General features: G+C 72.0%; 14 protein-coding genes, 1 pseudogene and 1 riboswitch. Of the genes and pseudogenes, 8 read left to right on the top strand and 7 right to left on the bottom strand.

Going from position 1 to position 17,050, the window contains the following annotated elements:
• Positions 1-27: 27 nt before the first annotated feature.
• Positions 28-339, top strand: a pseudogene (locus ACFY36_RS07590) (helix-turn-helix domain-containing protein); the annotation flags it as partial.
• Between the two features lie 414 nt (positions 340-753).
• Complete coding sequence (locus tag ACFY36_RS07585; RefSeq protein WP_499745838.1) at positions 754-1,206, top strand: MmyB family transcriptional regulator; 453 nt, start codon at positions 754-756, stop codon at positions 1,204-1,206.
• On the opposite strand, the gene ACFY36_RS07580 is transcribed toward ACFY36_RS07585, so the two are convergent.
• The 3 genes from ACFY36_RS07580 to ACFY36_RS07570 are packed head-to-tail and all read right to left on the bottom strand — an operon-like array spanning position 1,149 to position 7,085.
• A complete protein-coding gene (locus tag ACFY36_RS07580; protein ID WP_499745099.1) occupies positions 1,149-4,733 on the bottom strand; it encodes a thiol reductant ABC exporter subunit CydD/CydC in 3,585 nt (1,194 codons plus the stop codon). The two genes, ACFY36_RS07585 and ACFY36_RS07580, sit on opposite strands and share 58 nt — an antisense overlap.
• The gene (gene cydB / locus ACFY36_RS07575; RefSeq protein ID WP_499745098.1) at positions 4,730-5,710 is read right to left on the bottom strand and encodes a cytochrome d ubiquinol oxidase subunit II; all 981 of its coding nucleotides are present in this window, start codon (positions 5,708-5,710) and stop codon (positions 4,730-4,732) included. The genes ACFY36_RS07580 and cydB overlap by 4 nt, the downstream gene beginning before the upstream one ends.
• 10 nt (positions 5,711-5,720) lie before the next feature.
• A complete protein-coding gene (locus ACFY36_RS07570; RefSeq protein WP_499745097.1) occupies positions 5,721-7,085 on the bottom strand; it encodes a cytochrome ubiquinol oxidase subunit I in 1,365 nt (454 codons plus the stop codon).
• A gap of 86 nt (positions 7,086-7,171) precedes the next feature.
• Here ACFY36_RS07570 and ACFY36_RS07565 point away from each other — a divergent pair, with 86 nt between their 5' ends.
• The 5 genes from ACFY36_RS07565 (at position 7,172) to ACFY36_RS07545 (ending at position 12,201) form a co-directional block, all read left to right on the top strand.
• Positions 7,172-7,516 carry a BlaI/MecI/CopY family transcriptional regulator gene (locus ACFY36_RS07565; protein ID WP_499745096.1) on the top strand — a complete coding sequence of 115 codons (345 nt, stop codon included), beginning with the start codon at positions 7,172-7,174 and terminating at the stop codon, positions 7,514-7,516.
• A gap of 4 nt (positions 7,517-7,520) precedes the next feature.
• Positions 7,521-8,459, top strand: coding sequence for a M56 family metallopeptidase (locus tag ACFY36_RS07560; RefSeq protein WP_499745095.1), 939 nt, complete (start codon positions 7,521-7,523; stop codon positions 8,457-8,459).
• 122 nt (positions 8,460-8,581) lie between these two features.
• Positions 8,582-8,719, top strand: a riboswitch (cyclic di-AMP (ydaO/yuaA leader).
• Between the two features lie 15 nt (positions 8,720-8,734).
• The gene (locus ACFY36_RS07555) at positions 8,735-9,730 is read left to right on the top strand and encodes a C40 family peptidase (protein ID WP_499745094.1); all 996 of its coding nucleotides are present in this window, start codon (positions 8,735-8,737) and stop codon (positions 9,728-9,730) included.
• A gap of 84 nt (positions 9,731-9,814) precedes the next feature.
• Positions 9,815-11,038, top strand: a complete 1,224-nt coding sequence (locus ACFY36_RS07550) for an AAA family ATPase (RefSeq protein ID WP_499745093.1) — start codon at positions 9,815-9,817, stop codon at positions 11,036-11,038.
• Positions 11,035-12,201 (top strand): tetratricopeptide repeat protein, encoded by a 1,167-nt coding sequence (locus ACFY36_RS07545; protein ID WP_499745092.1) that lies wholly within the window; start codon positions 11,035-11,037, stop codon positions 12,199-12,201. The genes ACFY36_RS07550 and ACFY36_RS07545 overlap by 4 nt, the downstream gene beginning before the upstream one ends.
• 1 nt (position 12,202) lies before the next feature.
• Here ACFY36_RS07545 and ACFY36_RS07540 read toward each other — a convergent pair whose 3' ends face one another.
• From ACFY36_RS07540 to ACFY36_RS07525, 4 genes are all read right to left on the bottom strand, one after another.
• Positions 12,203-12,850: a Pr6Pr family membrane protein gene (locus ACFY36_RS07540; protein WP_499745091.1), complete on the bottom strand. Its 648-nt coding sequence runs from the start codon at positions 12,848-12,850 to the stop codon at positions 12,203-12,205.
• 74 nt (positions 12,851-12,924) lie between these two features.
• Positions 12,925-13,659: a YcnI family copper-binding membrane protein gene (locus ACFY36_RS07535; RefSeq protein WP_499745090.1), complete on the bottom strand. Its 735-nt coding sequence runs from the start codon at positions 13,657-13,659 to the stop codon at positions 12,925-12,927.
• 124 nt (positions 13,660-13,783) lie between these two features.
• Positions 13,784-15,139, bottom strand: coding sequence for a sensor histidine kinase (locus tag ACFY36_RS07530; RefSeq protein WP_499745089.1), 1,356 nt, complete (start codon positions 15,137-15,139; stop codon positions 13,784-13,786).
• Complete coding sequence (locus tag ACFY36_RS07525; protein WP_498652662.1) at positions 15,139-15,807, bottom strand: response regulator transcription factor; 669 nt, start codon at positions 15,805-15,807, stop codon at positions 15,139-15,141. Before ACFY36_RS07525 ends, ACFY36_RS07530 begins: the two co-directional genes overlap by 1 nt.
• Before the next feature lie 103 nt (positions 15,808-15,910).
• On the opposite strand from ACFY36_RS07525, the gene ACFY36_RS07520 reads away from it, so the two are divergent.
• Complete coding sequence (locus ACFY36_RS07520; RefSeq protein WP_499745088.1) at positions 15,911-17,020, top strand: LolA family protein; 1,110 nt, start codon at positions 15,911-15,913, stop codon at positions 17,018-17,020.
• Positions 17,021-17,050 lie beyond the last annotated feature (30 nt).

The raw sequence follows: 17,050 nt of genomic DNA, 5'->3' as shown, positions 1-17,050 counted from the left end.
CCCGCTGATGCGAGCAACGATGTCCCGGTGAACGAATTCGGGGCTTTCCTGCGAACCCGCCGCGCCCGCCTGACTCCCACCGAGGCCGGCCTCCGCTCGTACGGGAAAAGGCGAGTCCCCGGCCTGCGGCGCGAGGAACTGGCCCAGCTGGCCGGCGTGAGCCCCACGTACTACATGCGCCTCGAACAGGGCCAGAGCCAGAACGCGTCCACCGCGGTGATCGACGCACTGGCCCGCGCTTTGCGGTTATCGGCGGACGAGCGTTCCCACCTCTACGACTTGGCGCACCCGGCCGCCCTTCCCACCGCGGCTTCCCACCCCGCCACGACCCCAGCCGAGACTGCACGCACCAGGGTGTCGGCGGCTGAGGCTGCGCGCACCGGGGTGTCTGCGGCTGGGGCTGGGCGCGGCGGGGTGTCGGCGGGTGGGGCTGTGCGTGGCGGGGCTTCTGCGGCTGGGGCTGCGCGCGGCGGGGCTTCTGCCGCTGGGGCTGCGCGTGCCGGCGCGGTCCTGGACGGGACTGCTCGCCCGGGCGGGATTCCGGCGGAGGACGCACGCACTGGAGCTGCCCTGGTCGAGAACGCAAGCGCCGCGGCTGCCCTGGTGGAGAACGCGAGCGCCGGGGCTGCCCCGGCTAGTACGGCGGGGCCCGGCACGGTCCCGGCCTCGGGTGCACACCACGGCGCGGCCCCGGTCGAGACCGCGCGTCCCACCCTGTTGCGGTTGCTCGATGGCATGCCGGACATTGCGGCTGTGCTGGTTGACCGGCGTACCACGGTGCTGGCCTGGAATCCTCTCGGCCGGGCCCTGCTGGCTACCGGCGACACCGCGCCCGGCGTGAACCTGGTCCGCATGCTGTTCCTCGACCCGCGCTTTCGCGCCCTTCACCGCGACTGGCACACCGAGGCCTGCCGTGCTGTGGCGTCCCTTCGCCTGGTGGCCGGCCGTGTCCGTGGTGACCGCGCCCTGGCCGAACTGATCGGCGACCTGTGCATCCGCAGCGCCGACTTCGCCGAGATGTGGGCCAATCACCCCATCGCCGAGTGCGTGACGGGCCGCAAGCTTCTGCACCACCCCGTCGTCGGCGACTTGGACCTGGACTTCGAAGTCCTTCAACCCGCCGACGGCAGTGGCCAGCGTCTGATCACCTACATGGCCGCCCCCGAAAGTCCCGCCGCCGCGGCACTGAAGTTCCTGGCCGCCTGACCGTCCTCGGCCGCGTGGTCGTTCGTCTCGATCAGCCGGCCGTTCTCCAGTGTCAGCACCCGGTCGACCAGGTCGAGCCCTTCGGTGCGGTGTGTCAGCACCAGCACCGTCCGGCCCCGCCCGGCTTCCAGCAGGTCGGCCATCAAGGCCTCGGCCACGTCGACGTCGAGTCCTTCGGTGGGCTCGTCCAGGATCAGCAGCCCCGGCTCGGCCAGCAGCGCCCGCGCGGTAGCGAAACGGCGAACCTGCCCGCCCGACATCGTGCTGCCCCCACTGCCGAGCCACGTGTCGAGACCGTCGGGCAGCCCGTCCAGCCATTCCCCGAGCCGCACCCGTTCCAGCACGGTCCGCAGCTCCCCATCCGTGGCACCAGGCTTGGCCAGCCGCAGATTCTCCCGAACCGTCGACGCGAAGACGTGATCGGTCTCGTCCCCCACGAGCACGACCCGCCCCCGCACGGCCTCTTCCGGCAGCTCCCGCAGATCGGTCCCGTCGCTCAGAGTCAGCGCCCCCGCCCGCGGATCGAGCAACCGCCCGGCCACCGCGGCCAGCGTCGACTTCCCCGCCCCCGACCGACCGAGCACAGCAACCCGCACACCCGCCGTCAGATCGAGGTCGAGCCGGTCGAGCACAGCCTCCCGCCCCGGATCCCACCCAGCGACAATGCCTTCCAGCCGTACGCCCAGAGCCCCCACCCGGCTGACGCCGGAGTTCGGCGGTTCGGCGCGTGGGAATGTCGCGGCCGGCGGCTCGGTCAGCAGGGTGGCCAGGCGTTGTTCGGCGCCGGCGGCTCGACGGCGGGCGACGGCGGCGTCGGGGAGGGTCATCAGCTGTTCGCCCAGGACGACCATGACCAGCAGCAGGACCGCGGACCACTCGTGGGAGAGACCGCCCAGGGCGAACACGGTTCCCGTGACGGCGACGCCCCAGCCCAGGTGGCCCAGGGCGGCAGCCCAGCCGGCGGCACGGGCCGACTGTTCCTCGAGCCGGGCCAGATCGCGGCTGCGCCGCTTCGGCACGGCCGGGAGACCGGTCAGCTCTCGGCTGAGCCGCTCCGGCACGGTGGGGGAGCCGGTCAGCTCTCGGCTGAGCCGCTCCGGCACGGTGGGGGAGCCGGTCAGCTCTCGGCTGTGCTGCACCGGCACGGTTGGGGGACCGGTCAGCTCCTCGATGCCGTCCACCGTCTCGACCATCGCGTCGCGCAGCTCAGCTCTGGCTTTACCGGTGGCGGCGTCGCTGCGAGTCGCCTGGCGGGCGGCTACCAGGGGTGCGGCTACGCCGGCGATCGCCAGGCCGGCGGCGAGTGGGAGCGCCACGGCCGGCGCCAGGAGCAGCGCCACCCCGGACGCGATCGCGATGGTCGCCGCGGCCGCCCAGGCCGGGAGGCGTCCGCGCAGCAGGCCGTCCACCCGGGAGTCCACGTCGTCGACGAGCTTGGTGAGCAGGTCTCCGCGCCGCCGCAGCCGTGGGCCCGGGACGAGGGGGATGAGCGAGGCGTATACCCGCGACCGCCAGGCGCCGAGCCGCGCGAACGCGACGTCATGGGCGACCAGCCGCTCCAGATATCGGAGCAGGGGCCGGGCCACCGCGCTGCCGCGCACCAGCACCACCGCCGTCGACAGCGACAGCACCGGCGGCAACGTGGACGCCCGCACCAGCAGCCAGGCCGCCGCCCCGGTCAGCACGAGCCCGGCGAGCGAGGAGCCGCTGCCCAGGACGACCGCCGCCCACGGGCGCCGCCACAAGGACCAGCTCCCGGCACCGGACCGCCGCGACGCCGTTGCCAAGACCGGCGGAATCGTCGCGCCCGACGAGGGCTCGGGCCCGGCGGCGCGAGCGGCGGAGACGGTCAGAGGGGTGGAGGCGGTCAGAGGGGTGGAGGCGGTGTCGGATGGTGGTGTGACGCCGATGGTGCGGTCGGCGGCGGCGAGCAGGGCGGGGCGGTGTGCGACCACGAGTACGGCGCTGCCTCGGCGGGCGGCCGTGCGGAGGTGCTTGATGACCAGTTGTTCTGTGGTGGCGTCCAGGTGGGCGGTCGGCTCGTCCAGGAGCAGGGTCACCGGCTCGGCGCCGGCACGATGCAGCAGGGCGGCCAAGGCCAGCCGGTGGCGCTGGCCGGCGGACACTCCCGCGCCGCGCTCGCCCAGCGGGGTGTCGGTGGGCAGGTCGAGTCCGACCGTGCGGAGTGCTTCGCTGATCTCCGTCGTGGAGGTTGTGGCCGGGAAGAGGTCGGCGACCGTGCGGGCATGTGGCAGCGTGACCCGCTGCGGCAGATAGAGCGGGTCGTCCGCGACGGCCACGCCCGCCTCAGGGGCCTGAAGGCCGGCGAGCACGCGCAGCGCGGTTGTCTTGCCCGCGCCCGATGGCCCGCGCAGCGCCACCATCTCGCCGGGCCGGACGCTCAACTCGTCGAGAGCTAGGGCGTCCCGCGTTGCTCCGGGGTAGCGCACCCGCAGCCCGAAAGCCCCGATTCCAACGGCGCCTGGGCTTGGGTGGCGCTGGGCCGGAGGTGATCCGGCGGTCAGGATCTCGTCCACGTCGTTGATGACGGCGGTGGCGTCGGTGGCGGCGTGATACCGGGCGGCCATCTCGCGGAGCGGGCGGTACGCCTCGGGGGCCAGCAGGATGACCAGCAGGGCCGGGCCGAGGGACAGGTTGCCGGCGGCCACGCGCAGTCCGGCCTCCACGGCGATCAGGCCGACCGAGAGGGTGCCGACCAGGTCGAGGGCGGTCGACGACAGGAAGGCGACGCGGAGCACGCGCAAGGTGGCCGAGCGGTGCTTGTCGGTGAGGTCGGCGACCACCGCGGTCTGGCGCTCGGCGCGGCCGAAGACGCGCAGGGCGGGCAGGCCGCGGACCACGTCGAGGAAGTGGCCGGCCAGGCGGGCGTCGGCCTGCCAGCGCTGCCGGGCCCGGGCCTGGGTGGCCCAGCCGATGAGGGCGCCGAGCACCGGGATCAGCGGCAGCGTGACCAGGGCGACGACCGCCGACGCGGGGTCGACCAGGGCCATGGTGACGATGACCAGCGGGGGCAGCGCGACGCCGAGAACGAGCGACGGCAGGTAGCCGCTGAACCACGGCCGCAGCGCGTCGAGCCCGTTGCTCAGCACGGCGACGAGCCGGCCCGCACCGAACGACGCCACCCAGGCCGGGCCGCGGCGCAGCACCGCGGCCAGCATCGAGCGGCGCAGCTCGTCGGTGACCCGGGCGGCGGTCCGCTGGGCGACGACCTGCTCGCCCCACGAGAAGACGGCCCGCGCGGCGAACGCGCCCGCGAGCAGGGCGGTGGCCCATCGGTGGTCGCCCGCGATCAGCAGGCTGAGCGCCACCGCCACGGCCAGGGTCGCCGCGGCCTGACCGGCGCCGAGCAGGGCCAGCAGGACGATGCCGGCCCGGCTGGTGCGGGCGTGACGCACCAGCCGGGGATCCAGCGGCCCGCGGGCTGACGCGGACCGCTTCGGCGCGGCGGGAGCAGTGACTGTGGAGGCGGCGGCGGCGCCGGGCCGTGGCGCTGTGCGGGTGGTCATGAAGGGACCCGTTCGCTGGCGACGCGGCGGCGGAAGACCCAGTAGGAGAAGGCCTGGTACGCCAGGACGCCGGGGAGGATGAGGACGCCGGCCCAGGTGATCAGCTCGAGGGCTTGGGGCGTGGCGGCGGCCGCGTCCCGGGTCAGCGACCACTGGGGGTCGAGCGTGCTGCGCAGGACGACGTCGCCGTGGGTGGTGAAGACGGCCACCACGGCGCCGGCCACCGACAGGGCCGTGGTGGCGAAGGCCAGGGCCTCCCGGCTGGAGCGGGCCAGCATGCCGACGAGCAGGCTGAGGGCCGCGGCGGCCAGGGTCAGGCGTGACGCCGTACCGAAACCGATGACGACAAGCGCGACGGCCCCGCCCGTGCCCAGCCACCGTGCCAGCGTGCGGGCCCGATGGCGCAGGGGACCGCTGGTGCGCAGGCCGAGGAACGTGGCGCCCAGCATCAGGGCCGCGAACAGGGCGGCCAGTGCGCCCAGACCGGCGGCCGGCGACCAGATCGGGCCGAGGGTGCGGGACAGGCCGTCGCCGGTCACCGAGCCGTCGGCGCCGAGGGCCAGGCCGCGCACGAACGTGGCCAGCAGGGCGCCCCAGACTCCCACGATGCCGAGCGAGCTGAGCGCCAGCGCGATGTCGGCGCGGCGGCGGTACGAAGGGCCGTCGCCCTTGCCACGGAACTCGAGGGCGACGCCGCGGACCGCGAGAAGGAGCAGCAGGACGACCATCGGCAGGTAGAGGCCGGAGAGCATCGCCGAGTACCAGGCCGGGAACGCGGCGAACGTGACGCCGATGGCCGCGACCAGCCAGACCTCGTTGCCGTCCCAGAACGGGCCGATCGTGCGGACCGCGGCGCCACGCTCGTGGTCGTCGCGGCCGAGCAGCGGGCCGAGCAGGCCGACGCCGAAGTCGAAGCCCTCCAGGACGAAGAAGAGCACCCAGGCGAGCACGACGACGGCGAACCAGAAGGTGATCATGGGTAGTCCCTCAGTAGACGGGTGCGGGTTCGGCGGTCTCGGCGACGGTGGCCGGCGGTGGCGCCAGCGGCTGTCGCGCGAGATGGCGGACCAGGCGGAACCAGACGACCGCGAGGATCCCGTAGACGACCGTGAAGCCGGCCAGCGAGGCGATCACCTCGGAGCTGGTGAGCCCGGGGGAGATGCCGTCGGCGACCTTCGAGATGCCGAAGGCGATCCACGGCTGGCGGGCGGTCTCGGTGAAGATCCAGCCGAAGGTGTTGGCGACCGCGGGCAGGACCGGGATCAGCGGCAGCCAGCGGGTCAGCCAGCGCGGGGCGTCACGGTGCTTCCTCGTACGCCACAGGTAGTACGCCGCCACGGCCGCGGCCAGCATGCCGGCGCCGATCATCACGCGGAACGACCAGAACGCCACCGGGATCATGGGCACGTACGAGCCAGGGCCGTACTGGGCGGCGTACTGCGCCTGAAGGTCGTTGATGCCCTGCACGGTCGCCGTCGGGTTGCCCTTGGCCAGGATGGAGAGCAGCCACGGGATGTCGAGCGAGAAGTCCGGGAACGGCGAGCCGAGCGTGAAGATGGAGAACGGCGCGCCCTTGGTCGTCTCGTAGAGGGCCTCGGCCGCGGCCATCTTCATCGGCTGCACCTCGGTCATGACCTTGCCGAGGTGGTCGCCGGTGAGCGCGGTCAGCGCCCCGCCGGCCAGCGTCATCCAGGCGCCGAGCCGCGCCATGATCCGGAACGTGCCGTCGGCCGCGAGCCGCCACACGCCGAGGGCCAGCAGCAGCGCCCCGCCCACCATGATCGCGCCGGCCAGGGTGTGCGGGAACGCGGCCAGGTTGACCTTGTTGAGCAGCAGCTCGGTGAACGACGTGAGGCGCGCGCGGTTGGTCACCGGGTCGAGCTCGTACGCCACCGGGTGCTGCATGAAGGAGTTGGCGGCCAGGATGATGAACGCGGACAGCACGGTGCCGATCGCAACGATGACGATGGTGGCCGTGTGCACGAGGCGGGGCAGCCGGTCCCATCCGAAATACCAGAGCGCGAGGAACGTCGCCTCCAGGAAGAAGGCGAGCATGCCCTCGATGGCCAGCGTGGGCCCGAAGACGTCGCCGTAGAACTTGGCGAAGTTGCTCCAGCCCAGTCCGAACTGGAACTCCTGCACGAGGCCGGTGACGACACCGACGGCGAAGGTGACGATCAGGATCTTGCCGACGAACTTCGTGAGATGCAGGTATTCCTCCCGCTTGGTGCGCAGCCACGCGATCTGCAGGCCGGCGGCGGCCGCGGCCAGGCTGATCGACAGCGGCACGAAGAAGTAGTGATAGATCGTCACCACCGCGAACTGGAGCCGGGTCAGGTCCAGCACGTCCATGGGAATGCCCCCTCTACGACGTCTCGTAGTAGATACTACGACGCGTAGTACGACGCTGTGCAGTAGGCCTGTGTAAGATGGCATACATGGCTCTCGGGGACCTGGAACGCGAGGTCATGCGGCAGTTGTGGGACGCGGGGGAGCCGCTCACCGTGCGGCAGGTGCACGAGCGGCTCCGGGAGCGCGACCTCGCCTACACGACCGTGATGACCGTGCTCAACCGCTTGACGAAAAAGCGCGTCGTCATCCAGCAGGACGAGGACCGCGCTTACAAGTACGTGCCCGCGCAGTCGCGGGAGGAGATGACCGCCGGCCTCATGCTCGACGCGCTCACCGCCAGCGGCGACCAGGATGCCGCCCTGGCCTACTTCATGGGGCAGTTGTCGCCCGACGCCCTGAAGGCGGCAATCGAAGCCGTCACAAAGAAATGACGGCTTGCCGTTCCTTTTCAGGGCGGCCGGAGGGGTGACCGCGCTCCTGCTCGGCGCGCTCGGCCTGACCCTGTCGCTGGTCGTCCCGGGCGCGCTGGCCCGCGCGCGCTGGCCCGACCGGGCGCCGGTCGCGGCCGTGCTGCTCTGGCAGTCGATCACGCTGAGCGCGGTGCTGTCCGCGCTCGGCGTCGTGCTCTCCGCGCCGTATGAGGTCACCCGGGCCGCCGGCTCGGGCAAGCCGGTCGCCGCCGCCGCGCTCATCGGCGCCCTGGTCGTGGCCGGTGTCATCATCCTGCGCCTGATCGTCTCGCTGGCCGGGGTCACCCGGCGCTCGCGGGCGCGCCGGGCCCGCCACCGTGAGCTGGTCGACCTGCTCGACCGGGCCGAGCAGCACCGCGAGCTCGGCCCCGACAACCTGCGCGTGCTCGACGGGGCGCTGCCGCTGGCCTACTGCGTGCCCGGCCGCGAGCCGCGCGTGGTCCTGAGCAACGGCGTGCTCCAGGTGCTCGACCGGGAGCAGGTCGACGCGGTCCTCGCCCACGAGCAGACCCACCTCCGTCATCGGCACGAGGTGGTGATGGAGTCGTTCACCGCGTTCTACCGCGCCGTGCCGGGGCCTCTGCGGAGCCGGGCGCCCCTTGACGCCGTACATCTGCTCCTGGAAATGATCTCGGACGACGTGGCGCGGAGGAAGACCGGGGCGGAGCCGCTGCGAGCCGCCCTCGAGCGGTTGACCGATGCCATCCCCCTGGCGGAGGACGCGCGGGCCGATCCGACGGGTGACGCCAGGCGTCGCCGGCTGGCCCGGCTCGGCCAGCCGCACACCGTGTCCGTCGGCCTCAACGTCGCCGCCGGGCTCGCCGCCGTGGGTCTGCTGGTGCTACCCACGGTGATCCTGGTGGTGCCCTGGCTCGATCGTGCGCTGGACCACTGGCCGCTCTAGTGACTCTGCGTATGCCGTCCTGAGCAAGCAGTTTCCCGTACGCGGCGGCTTCAGTTCTCCACATGATCCGGAGTACGGTGGTCCCCGGTTCGGCAGCCCCCCATCGTCCACCCGGCCGATCTGACGGACCACCGCCTAATCGCCGTGTGGGCGAACCGGGGACCCGAGTGGTTGGGGTGAAGCCGCGACGCGTCGCGGCCGGACGCGTCTTCCCGTCCGAACCCGTCAGCTAACCCGGTCGGCGGCACGAGGGAAGAAAGGACATCACACCCAACGTGAAACGGATTGGGGCGCGCGGCCGCGCCGCAGTTCTGCGCGGGCTCGTCTGCGCACTCGCGGCGGTCGGGGTCGTTGTCACCGGACCAGCCGTCGCGCACGCCACACCCTCGCCCTCCTCGGTCGAGGCTCAGATCGACAAGCAGTGGAACGAACTCGAGCCGGTCATCGAGCAGTACAACGATGTGCACAACCAGCTGCTCAAGAACCGCGCTCAGCAGAAGAAGCTCGCCGCCCAGCTGACTCCGCTCCAGGTGCAGGTCGACCTGGCGATGGCCCAGGTGCAAGGCCTGGCCGTCGACGCGTACAAGCAGGGTGCGCCGAACGCCCTCGACGCCATGATCATCAGTGGCTCGCCGACCGGGCTGACCGACAAGCTGACCTATCTCGATCAGCTCGCTCGTCATCAGCAGGAGCAGATCAAGGGCGTGGCGGCGCTGCGCGACAAGCTTTCCGCCACCAAGTCCGACCTGGATGTCGTGACCAAGTCCGTCGCCGCGCGCGACAAGGACCTGGGCACGCGCAAGAAGGCGATCCAAACCAAGATCACTTCGCTGCAGAAACTGCGGATCCAGGCGTACGGCTCGGCGGACGCCTCGGATGGGCCCCTGCGCCTGGGTGCCTGTCCGGTCACGTACACCAATGACAAGGGCGGGCGTGCGGCACAGCGCGCGTGCGACCTGATCGGCAAGCCGTACGTCTTCGGGTCGGCAGGCCCGAACTCGTACGACTGCTCCGGTCTGACCCAGGAGGCCTGGGCCAGCGTCGGTGTGCACCTCGACCACTACACGAAAGACCAGTGGGGCGAGGGCAAGGCGGTGTCGCGGGACGAGTTGCAACCGGGTGACCTGGTCTTCTTCTTCCCGGGAAGTCTCCATCACGTCGGCATCTACATCGGTGGCGGCCTGATGGTCCACGCTCCGCACACGGGGGATCACGTGCGGATGGCGGAGATCGACCGGATGCCCATCGCGGGCTTCCGCCGGCCGGGCTGATTCCCGAGTTCGTACGGTCGAGGCCGCCCGGGCAGGAGCCCTGGCGGCCTCGGCTGTTCCCGGGGCGTTGCATAATTCGATGTCATGAGCGACTCGCCCTTGATCGACAGCCTCACCGCGGCCGTGGAGGCCAGCCCGGACGACCTGCCGTTGCGGCTGCACCTGGCGGAGTTGCTCGTGGCGGCCGGTCGTGGGGGAGAGGCGATCGGGCACGCCGCCCAGGTCCTGGCCCGCGAGCCGGGCAACGCCACCGCCCAGAAACTGATGGGCGCCGCCCTGACCCCCTCGTCGCCGCCCGCACCCGCCCCCGCCACGCCCCCTCAGGATGTCGACTGGGCGGCCATGGAGCAGGAGTTCGGTGACGTGGTGCCGCCGCGGTTCACCCGGGCCGACGGCGAACCCGACCCCGTACAGGGTCACGCCGACCGTGCCTTCGACGTCGAGACCTCGAGAATCACCCTGGCCGACGTCGGCGGCATGGAGGAGGTCAAGAAGCGCCTCGAGATCTCGTTCCTGGGCCCGATGCGCAACCCCAAGCTGCGCAGCCTGTTCGGCAAGAGCCTGCGCGGCGGCCTGCTGCTCTACGGCCCGCCCGGCTGCGGCAAGACCTTCCTGGCCCGCGCGGTGGCCGGCGAGATGGGCGCCTCGTTCATCTCCCTGTCGATCACCGACGTGCTCAACATGTGGGTGGGCAGCTCCGAGCGCAACCTGCACGACCTGTTCGACTCGGCCCGCGGCCACGCGCCCTGCGTGCTGTTCCTCGACGAGATCGACGCGCTGGGCCACAAGCGCAGCCAGCTCAACTCGTCGTCCATGCGCACGGTGGTCAACCAGCTGCTGACCGAGCTCGACGGGGTCGACGGCAACAACGACGGCGTCTTCGTGCTGGCCGCGACCAACGCGCCCTGGGACATCGACTCGGCGCTGCGCCGTCCGGGCCGCCTCGACCGTACGGTGCTGGTGCTGCCGCCCGACAAGCCCGCGCGCGAGGCGATCCTCCAGTACCACCTGCGCGACCGCCCGGTGGCCGGCATCGACCTGGGCCGCGTGGCCGACGCCACCGACCACTACTCGGGCGCCGACCTGGCCCACGTATGCGAGACGGCGGCCGAGTTCGCCATGCGCGACTCCATCGCCAGCGGCGACATTCGCATGATCAACCAGCAGGACATGCTCGACGCCGTACGGGAGGTCCGCCCCTCCACCGACGGCTGGTTCGCCACGGCCCGCAACGTGGCCATGTTCGCCAACGAGTCCGGCGAGTACGACGACCTGGCGGCCTACCTCAAGAAGCGCAAGATCCGTTGAGTGAGCCGGCCGGCGCCTACGGGCGGGCCCACCGGCTGGCGCAGGTGGGCCGCTACGACGAGGCGGAGAAGGCGGCCCGCGACGGTCTGGCCGCCGACCCGGGTGACGCCCGCCTGCTGACGCTGCTCGCGTCGGTCCTGCGCCTGCGGCGTGACTACGCCGGCGCCCTGGCCACGGCCGACGCCGCGGTCGCGGCGGCACCGCAGTTCGCCGACGCCCACGCCGAACGGGCCGAGAACCTCATCGTCATGATCCGCTCGCGCGACGCCGTCTCGGCCGCGGCCGAGGCCGTACGTCTGGAACCCGCCGAGCCGACCGGCCACTTCGTGCTCGCCCGCGCGCTGGCCTCGGCCAAGGACTACCCGAGGGCGCGGGCGGCCGCCGCACACGGTCGCTCGCTGGATCCGAACTCGGTGGAGGGCCTGCTGACGGTGGCCGACGTCGAACGCGACGCCGGTAACCGCGAGGTCGCCGTGGCGGCGGCCCGGGCCGCGCTGGCCATCTCGCCCGGCAATCCGTACGGCCGCTGGCTGCTCGCGATGCTCGACGCGGAACGTCTGCGGGTCCGCCGCTCGATGCGAGCACTGCGCGACGTGGCCCGCGACAATCCGGCCCGGGCCGACATCGTCTCGATGACCTGGCCGATCCGTGGCGTCCTGAACGGCCTGCGCCGGGGCCTGGCCGCGAGCGCCGCCCTGGTCTGCCTGCTGCAGCTGATCGCTCTGTGGTGGTGGCCCACGGCCGGCCCGTTCGGGCGCGTCATGGCCGCGGTGCTGGCCGCGGTGATGGCCGGTTTCGCCGCCCGCATCCTGATCCCGGCCGGCCGTCTCCCGTGGCGCTGCCTGCGCCTGCTGCCGCCGCTGATGCGCCGCGCCGACCGGACGGCGCTGTGCTTGACGGCCGTCGCCATAACCCTGCTTTTCCTGTACGCCTGGACGGCCTGGTGGCCACTCCCACTACTGGCCCTGGCCCTGACCCCGTTCCTGTGGCTCCTGAGCTTGGCCGAGTTGCTGGGGGCGGGCCTGGACGACCCGGGTATGCGGCCCGCCCTCACCGACCTGGCCGCGGAGTTCCGCGACTGGTGGCGTACCACCAAGAAAGATCTTCGAGAAGCCTGGACCAATCCGCAGCCGTCCCGCCGGCAGACGCCCGGCGACGACTGACTCAGGGCAGTGGGGCGGGCTCGGTCGCGGTCTGTGGCAGGCGGCGGTCGAGGAGCCACAGGATCGCGGCGAAGACGGCGGCCATGACGGCGACCATCAGCATGTTGAGGACGGCGGTGGGGTAGCCGACGGTGGTGGCGTCCGTGAAGGGATACGGGAACCAGTCGGTGGTCGCCCCGTGCGCCAGCGTGTAGCCGATCCACGCGGCCGGCCACAGGAACGCCCAGGCGACCGTGCGGCGCTCGATCCGGGGGCGCGGGCCGAAGAGCAGCCAGCCGGCCAGTGCCGCCCACGGCGCGATGTAGTGGAATCCCAGATTCGACCACCAGCCGGCGCCGTGCGGATCGGACTCGCCGGCCAGGATCGTGGCGTACACGATGCCGGTCACGATGATCGCGAGCAGCGAATCGAGCCGCAGGATCCGCCAGAACCGCCCGTCGCGCCCCGGATCGATCATGAGGCTGCCCGCGGCGAGCAGCACGAGAACATTGCTCTGGATGGTGAAGTAGCTGAACAGCCGGATGAACCGCGTGATCGCCGGCGCGTCGGTCCCCTGCGCGCTGAGCACCATCTGAATGATCAGGGAGGTCAGGACGACGGCGAAGAGCAGACCGTGCCAGACCCGTGAGGCCGTGCGAACGCGATTCACGTCCGGTAGTAAACCCTTGATCCACTCTCGGGGAAAGCGGAGGCCGGCCACGCTCGCGCGGCCGGCCCCGGGTGTCACGACTTCGTGGTGGGGCTCTCCTGCGCCGGCCGGCGACCGGCCTTGGCGTACGCGAGAAGCGCCAGAATGAGAGCGATCACCCCGGCGATGAGGCCCGCGATGCCGAAGGCGTCGGGCCCGTCGGAGCTGTCGCCGGCGGGAGCGGCCTCGGCGGTGGCGGTCGCGGTGGGCGCGGCGGCGGCCGTGTCGGTCGTGCTCGCCGCGGCCAGCTTCAGCACCGGCGCCGGGTGTTCCGGCTCGGTGCCGTCGGTGGTGGGCTCGTCGATCCAGCGGACGACGGTGCTGTCGGAGTAGGTCTGCAGAGCCTTGAAGACCATCTGGCCGGACTCGGGCAGCGGCCCGAGCGACACGTCGAACTCCTGGAACTGCCCCGGCTTGACCTCGGAGCCGGCCTTGGCCGTCCAGGTGATCTTCGAAACCGACTCGGTGATCTGGGCGCCGTGCGCCTCGAGCGGCTTGGCCAGCTTGGACACGGTGGTGGCCACGTCCCACCCGGTGATCGGCTTGACCGAGACGGAAGCCACCGGGTTGTCGGCCGGCAGGTTCACCTCGAGCTTGGTCGTGGAGGCGGTATCGGACTCGTTGGGCACCCGGAAGGTCACCTTGGCGTAGCCACCGGCGGTCGCGGTGTCAGGGTTCACCGTGACGTGGGCGGAGGCCGGCGCGGCCAGCGCCAGGGTGAGGCCGGCGACCGTGGCGGCCACCAGGGCCGAGCGCTTGAGCAGGGACATCGAAGTCGTCAACCTTCCGCATGGGGGACAGCCCGTTGCCGGGCACTCGCGTTGGTCGCCCCACGACTCGCGATAGTTCCCGCCGATCCCAACTTTTTTCGCGCCTCAGCTCCTCACGCGTGATTCACCGGACGGCGGGCAGGCGCACGTCCACCCGGAGGCCGGGGGCGGCGTCGCTCAGGCTGACCGTGCCGCCGTGGCGGCGGGCCAGCTCGCGGACGATCGCCAGGCCCAGGCCGGAGCCGCCGGCGTCGCGGGCGCGGGCGTCGTCGAGCCGGGTGAACCGGTCGAAGACCCGCTCCCGGTCGGCCTCCGGAATGCCCGGGCCGTCGTCGGTCACGGTGATCCAGCGGTACGCCGCGTCGGCGCGCACCTCGACACAGATCCGCGATTTCGCGTGACGCACCGCGTTGTCCAGCAGGTTCGCCACCACCCGGCCGAGCGCGTCGGGCTCGCCGGTGATCGTCACCGGCGCCGCCGGGCGCACATAGCCCACCGTGGGGTACCGGGCCACCACGTCACCGACCACCGCCCCCAGATCGACGTCGCGGAACGGCGCGGCCACGACACGGCCCGGCGCCGCGTCGTCGGCCCGGGCGAGCAGGAGCATGTCGTCGACGAGCCGGCTGAGGCGGTCGACGTCGGTGAGCAGATCGACCGAGAGCGCGTTCCAATCGGTGTCGGGCAGCCGCTGCGAGACCTCCAACTCCGTACGCATGTTGGTCAGCGGGCTGCGCAGCTCGTGGGCCGCGTCGGCGACGAACGCCCGCTGCCGGGCCTGCGCCGCGTCGAGCCGGTGCAGCATCCCGTTCAGCGTCACCGCGAGCCGGTGGATCTCGTCGCGGGACTCGGGCACGGGCAGCCGCCCGGCGCGCGTGCCCCCGGTGATCTCCTCGGCGCCCGCGCGCAGCGCGTCGACCGGGCTGAGCGCCGCGCCGAGCACCCGCCACAGCACCAGCCAGAGGGCTCCGACCAGCAGCGGGAACATGATCAGAAGCGTCACGCGCAGGATGTGCACGCCCTGCGTCAGGTCGTTCGTGGACCGCGCGACCAGCACCCGCACGGGATCGGTGGGCGGACCGGCGGTCACCATCACGACCCGGGCGTCGCCGTCGAGCCCGACCCGGCTGCCGGGGATCTCGCGCACGTTGCCGTCTTTCATGCCGCTCAGCTCGTCCGGGTGCAGCATCGGGATGAGCCGGTCGGCGCCGGCCGAGATCGACAGGACCCGGCCCTGCGCGTCGATGACCTGCACCTGCATGGCCGCGTTGACCGGGATCGGCTCGGCCAGCTGTCCCTGCTCGGCGAGCTTGGCCACGCCTCGCGCCGTGTCCAGCGCCTCGGCGTTCACCGCGCGCAGCAGCCCGAAGTTGAGCACGAAGACGAGCAGCACCCCGCCGGCGGCCAGGCCGGCCGTCAGCGCCAGGACCGAGGTGAGCACCAGCCGGGCGCGCAGGCTGAGCTCGCGCGGCCGGCGCATCAGTCTCCCGTCACGGCCGCGAGCCGGTAGCCCGCGCCGCGCACGGTCTCGAGCCGGTCGCGCCCGATCTTGCGGCGCAGGTAGCCGACGTACACCTCGACCGCGTTGGGCGCGGTCTCCACCGCGGCGTCCCAGACGTGGTCGAGCAGCTCGATCTTGCTGACCACCTCGCCCGGCCGGCGCATGAGGTATTCCAGCAGGGCGAACTCGCGGGCCGTGAGCGTCACCTCGGCGCCGGCGACCATCACCCGGCGCTCGGCCGGATCGAGCTCGACGTCGCCGTGCGCGAGCACGGTCGGCCGCTCGTGCACGCCGCGCCGCAGCAGCGCGCGCAGCCGGGCGAGCAGCACGATGTAGGAGAAGGGCTTGGTGAGGTAGTCGTCGGCGCCGCAGTCGAGACCGTCGGCCTGGTCGTACTCCCCGTCCTTGGCCGACAACATCAGCACCGGCACCCAGTTGCCCTCGGCGCGCAGCTGACGGACGACCCGATAGCCGCTGAGCCGCGGCAGCATCACGTCGAGGATCATCGCGTCGTACCCGCCGTGACGGGCCATCTCGAGCCCGTCCTGCCCGTCGCCGGACACGTCCACCGCGAAGCCCTCGGCCTGCAACCCGCGCTGCAACGCGGCCGCGAGCCGCGCCTCGTCTTCCACCACCAGCAACCGCACCCCCTTACCTTTGCATGGGAGGGGCAACCCCTAGAGGCGGCTCTCAGCCCGGTCACAGCGGCCACGGCGCACTCTTGTGGCAGATCAACGGGAGGTGGACATCGTGTCCGTGTTCAGATCGAGGCCGGCCCTTCGCTGGCTCGTACCATCCGCAGCCGCGGTGGTCGTGATCGGGGGCGGCGCGGCGGCGGGAACGATCGTCGCCAGCGCGGACCCCTCGCTGCCCGACCGCAGCGCGGCCGAACTGCTCGTCGACCTGCAGAACGCCAAGGTCGACGGACTGTCCGGCACCATCGTGCAGAGCGCCGACCTGGGCCTGCCGAAAATCGCCGGGCTGACCGCCGACTCGGGCGGCGCCGACCTGGTCAACCTGGTCGCGGGCAGCAACACGGCCCGCGTCTGGTACGCCGGTGAGGACAAGGCTCGCCTGGCGCTGATGAGCACGCTCGGCGAGACCGACGTCATCCGCAACGGCTCCGACGTCTGGATCTGGCAGAGCAAGGCCAAGACCGCCACGCACCTCACCCTGCCGGCGGACGTGGACAAGAAGCCCGCGTCGCTGCCGACCGGGGTCCCCTCGACGCCGCAGGACGCGGCCGAGGCGGCGCTCGACGCCATCGACCCGACCACGGCGGTCTCGACGACCGGCGCGGCGAAGGTGGCCGGCCGCGACGCCTATGAGCTCGTGCTCAGCCCGCGGGCGTCCGAGTCGCTGATCGGGCAGGTGCGCCTGGCGATCGACGCCGAGAAGAAGATTCCGCTGCGCGTCGACGTCTATGCCAAGGACGCGGTCAACCCGGCCGTCCGGGTCGCGTTCCAGCAGATCAGTTTCGACACGCCCGACGCTCAGCAGTTCACCTTCAACCCGCCGCCGGGCACGAAGGTCAACAAGACCGACGCGGGCAAGCTCGAGACCGAGCTGGAGAAGGAGCACAAGGCCGCCGAGGCCGCGAAGCAGCCGGCCGCCGGCGAGCAGCCGACGGTGATCGGCGAGGGCTGGGCGTCGGTGGTCACGGCGAAGCTGCCGAAGGCCACCGGTGACGAGGGCAAGCAGCTCGACGGCGTGATCGACATGCTGCCGAAGGTGAGCGGGAGCTGGGGTAGTGGACATCTCTTCTCCGGTTCTCTCTTCAGCGTGCTGGTGACCGACGACGGCCGGGTCTTCGCCGGCGCCGTGGCCCCGGAGACGCTGTACAAGGCCGCTGCCAAATAGTTCTAGAACTCTCCGCCGAGTTATGCAACA

This window comes from Actinoplanes sp. NPDC000266 (assembly GCF_042899005.1).
GTDB lineage: Bacteria > Actinomycetota > Actinomycetes > Mycobacteriales > Micromonosporaceae > Actinoplanes.
Note: the sequence above shows the minus strand (reverse complement) of the source record. Positions and strands in the feature narration are given on the sequence as shown.

Bases quoted from the DNA above. Each gene is read 5' to 3' on its own strand.
- ACFY36_RS07580 (WP_499745099.1), bottom strand. From the start codon at position 4,733: ATGACCACCCGCACAGCGCCACGGCCCGGCGCCGCCGCCGCCTCCACA.
- cydB (WP_499745098.1), bottom strand. From the start codon at position 5,710: ATGATCACCTTCTGGTTCGCCGTCGTCGTGCTCGCCTGGGTGCTCTTC.
- ACFY36_RS07570 (WP_499745097.1), bottom strand. From the start codon at position 7,085: ATGGACGTGCTGGACCTGACCCGGCTCCAGTTCGCGGTGGTGACGATC.
- ACFY36_RS07565 (WP_499745096.1), top strand. From the start codon at position 7,172: ATGGCTCTCGGGGACCTGGAACGCGAGGTCATGCGGCAGTTGTGGGAC.
- ACFY36_RS07550 (WP_499745093.1), top strand. From the start codon at position 9,815: ATGAGCGACTCGCCCTTGATCGACAGCCTCACCGCGGCCGTGGAGGCC.
- ACFY36_RS07535 (WP_499745090.1), bottom strand. From the start codon at position 13,659: ATGTCCCTGCTCAAGCGCTCGGCCCTGGTGGCCGCCACGGTCGCCGGC.
- ACFY36_RS07530 (WP_499745089.1), bottom strand. From the start codon at position 15,139: ATGCGCCGGCCGCGCGAGCTCAGCCTGCGCGCCCGGCTGGTGCTCACC.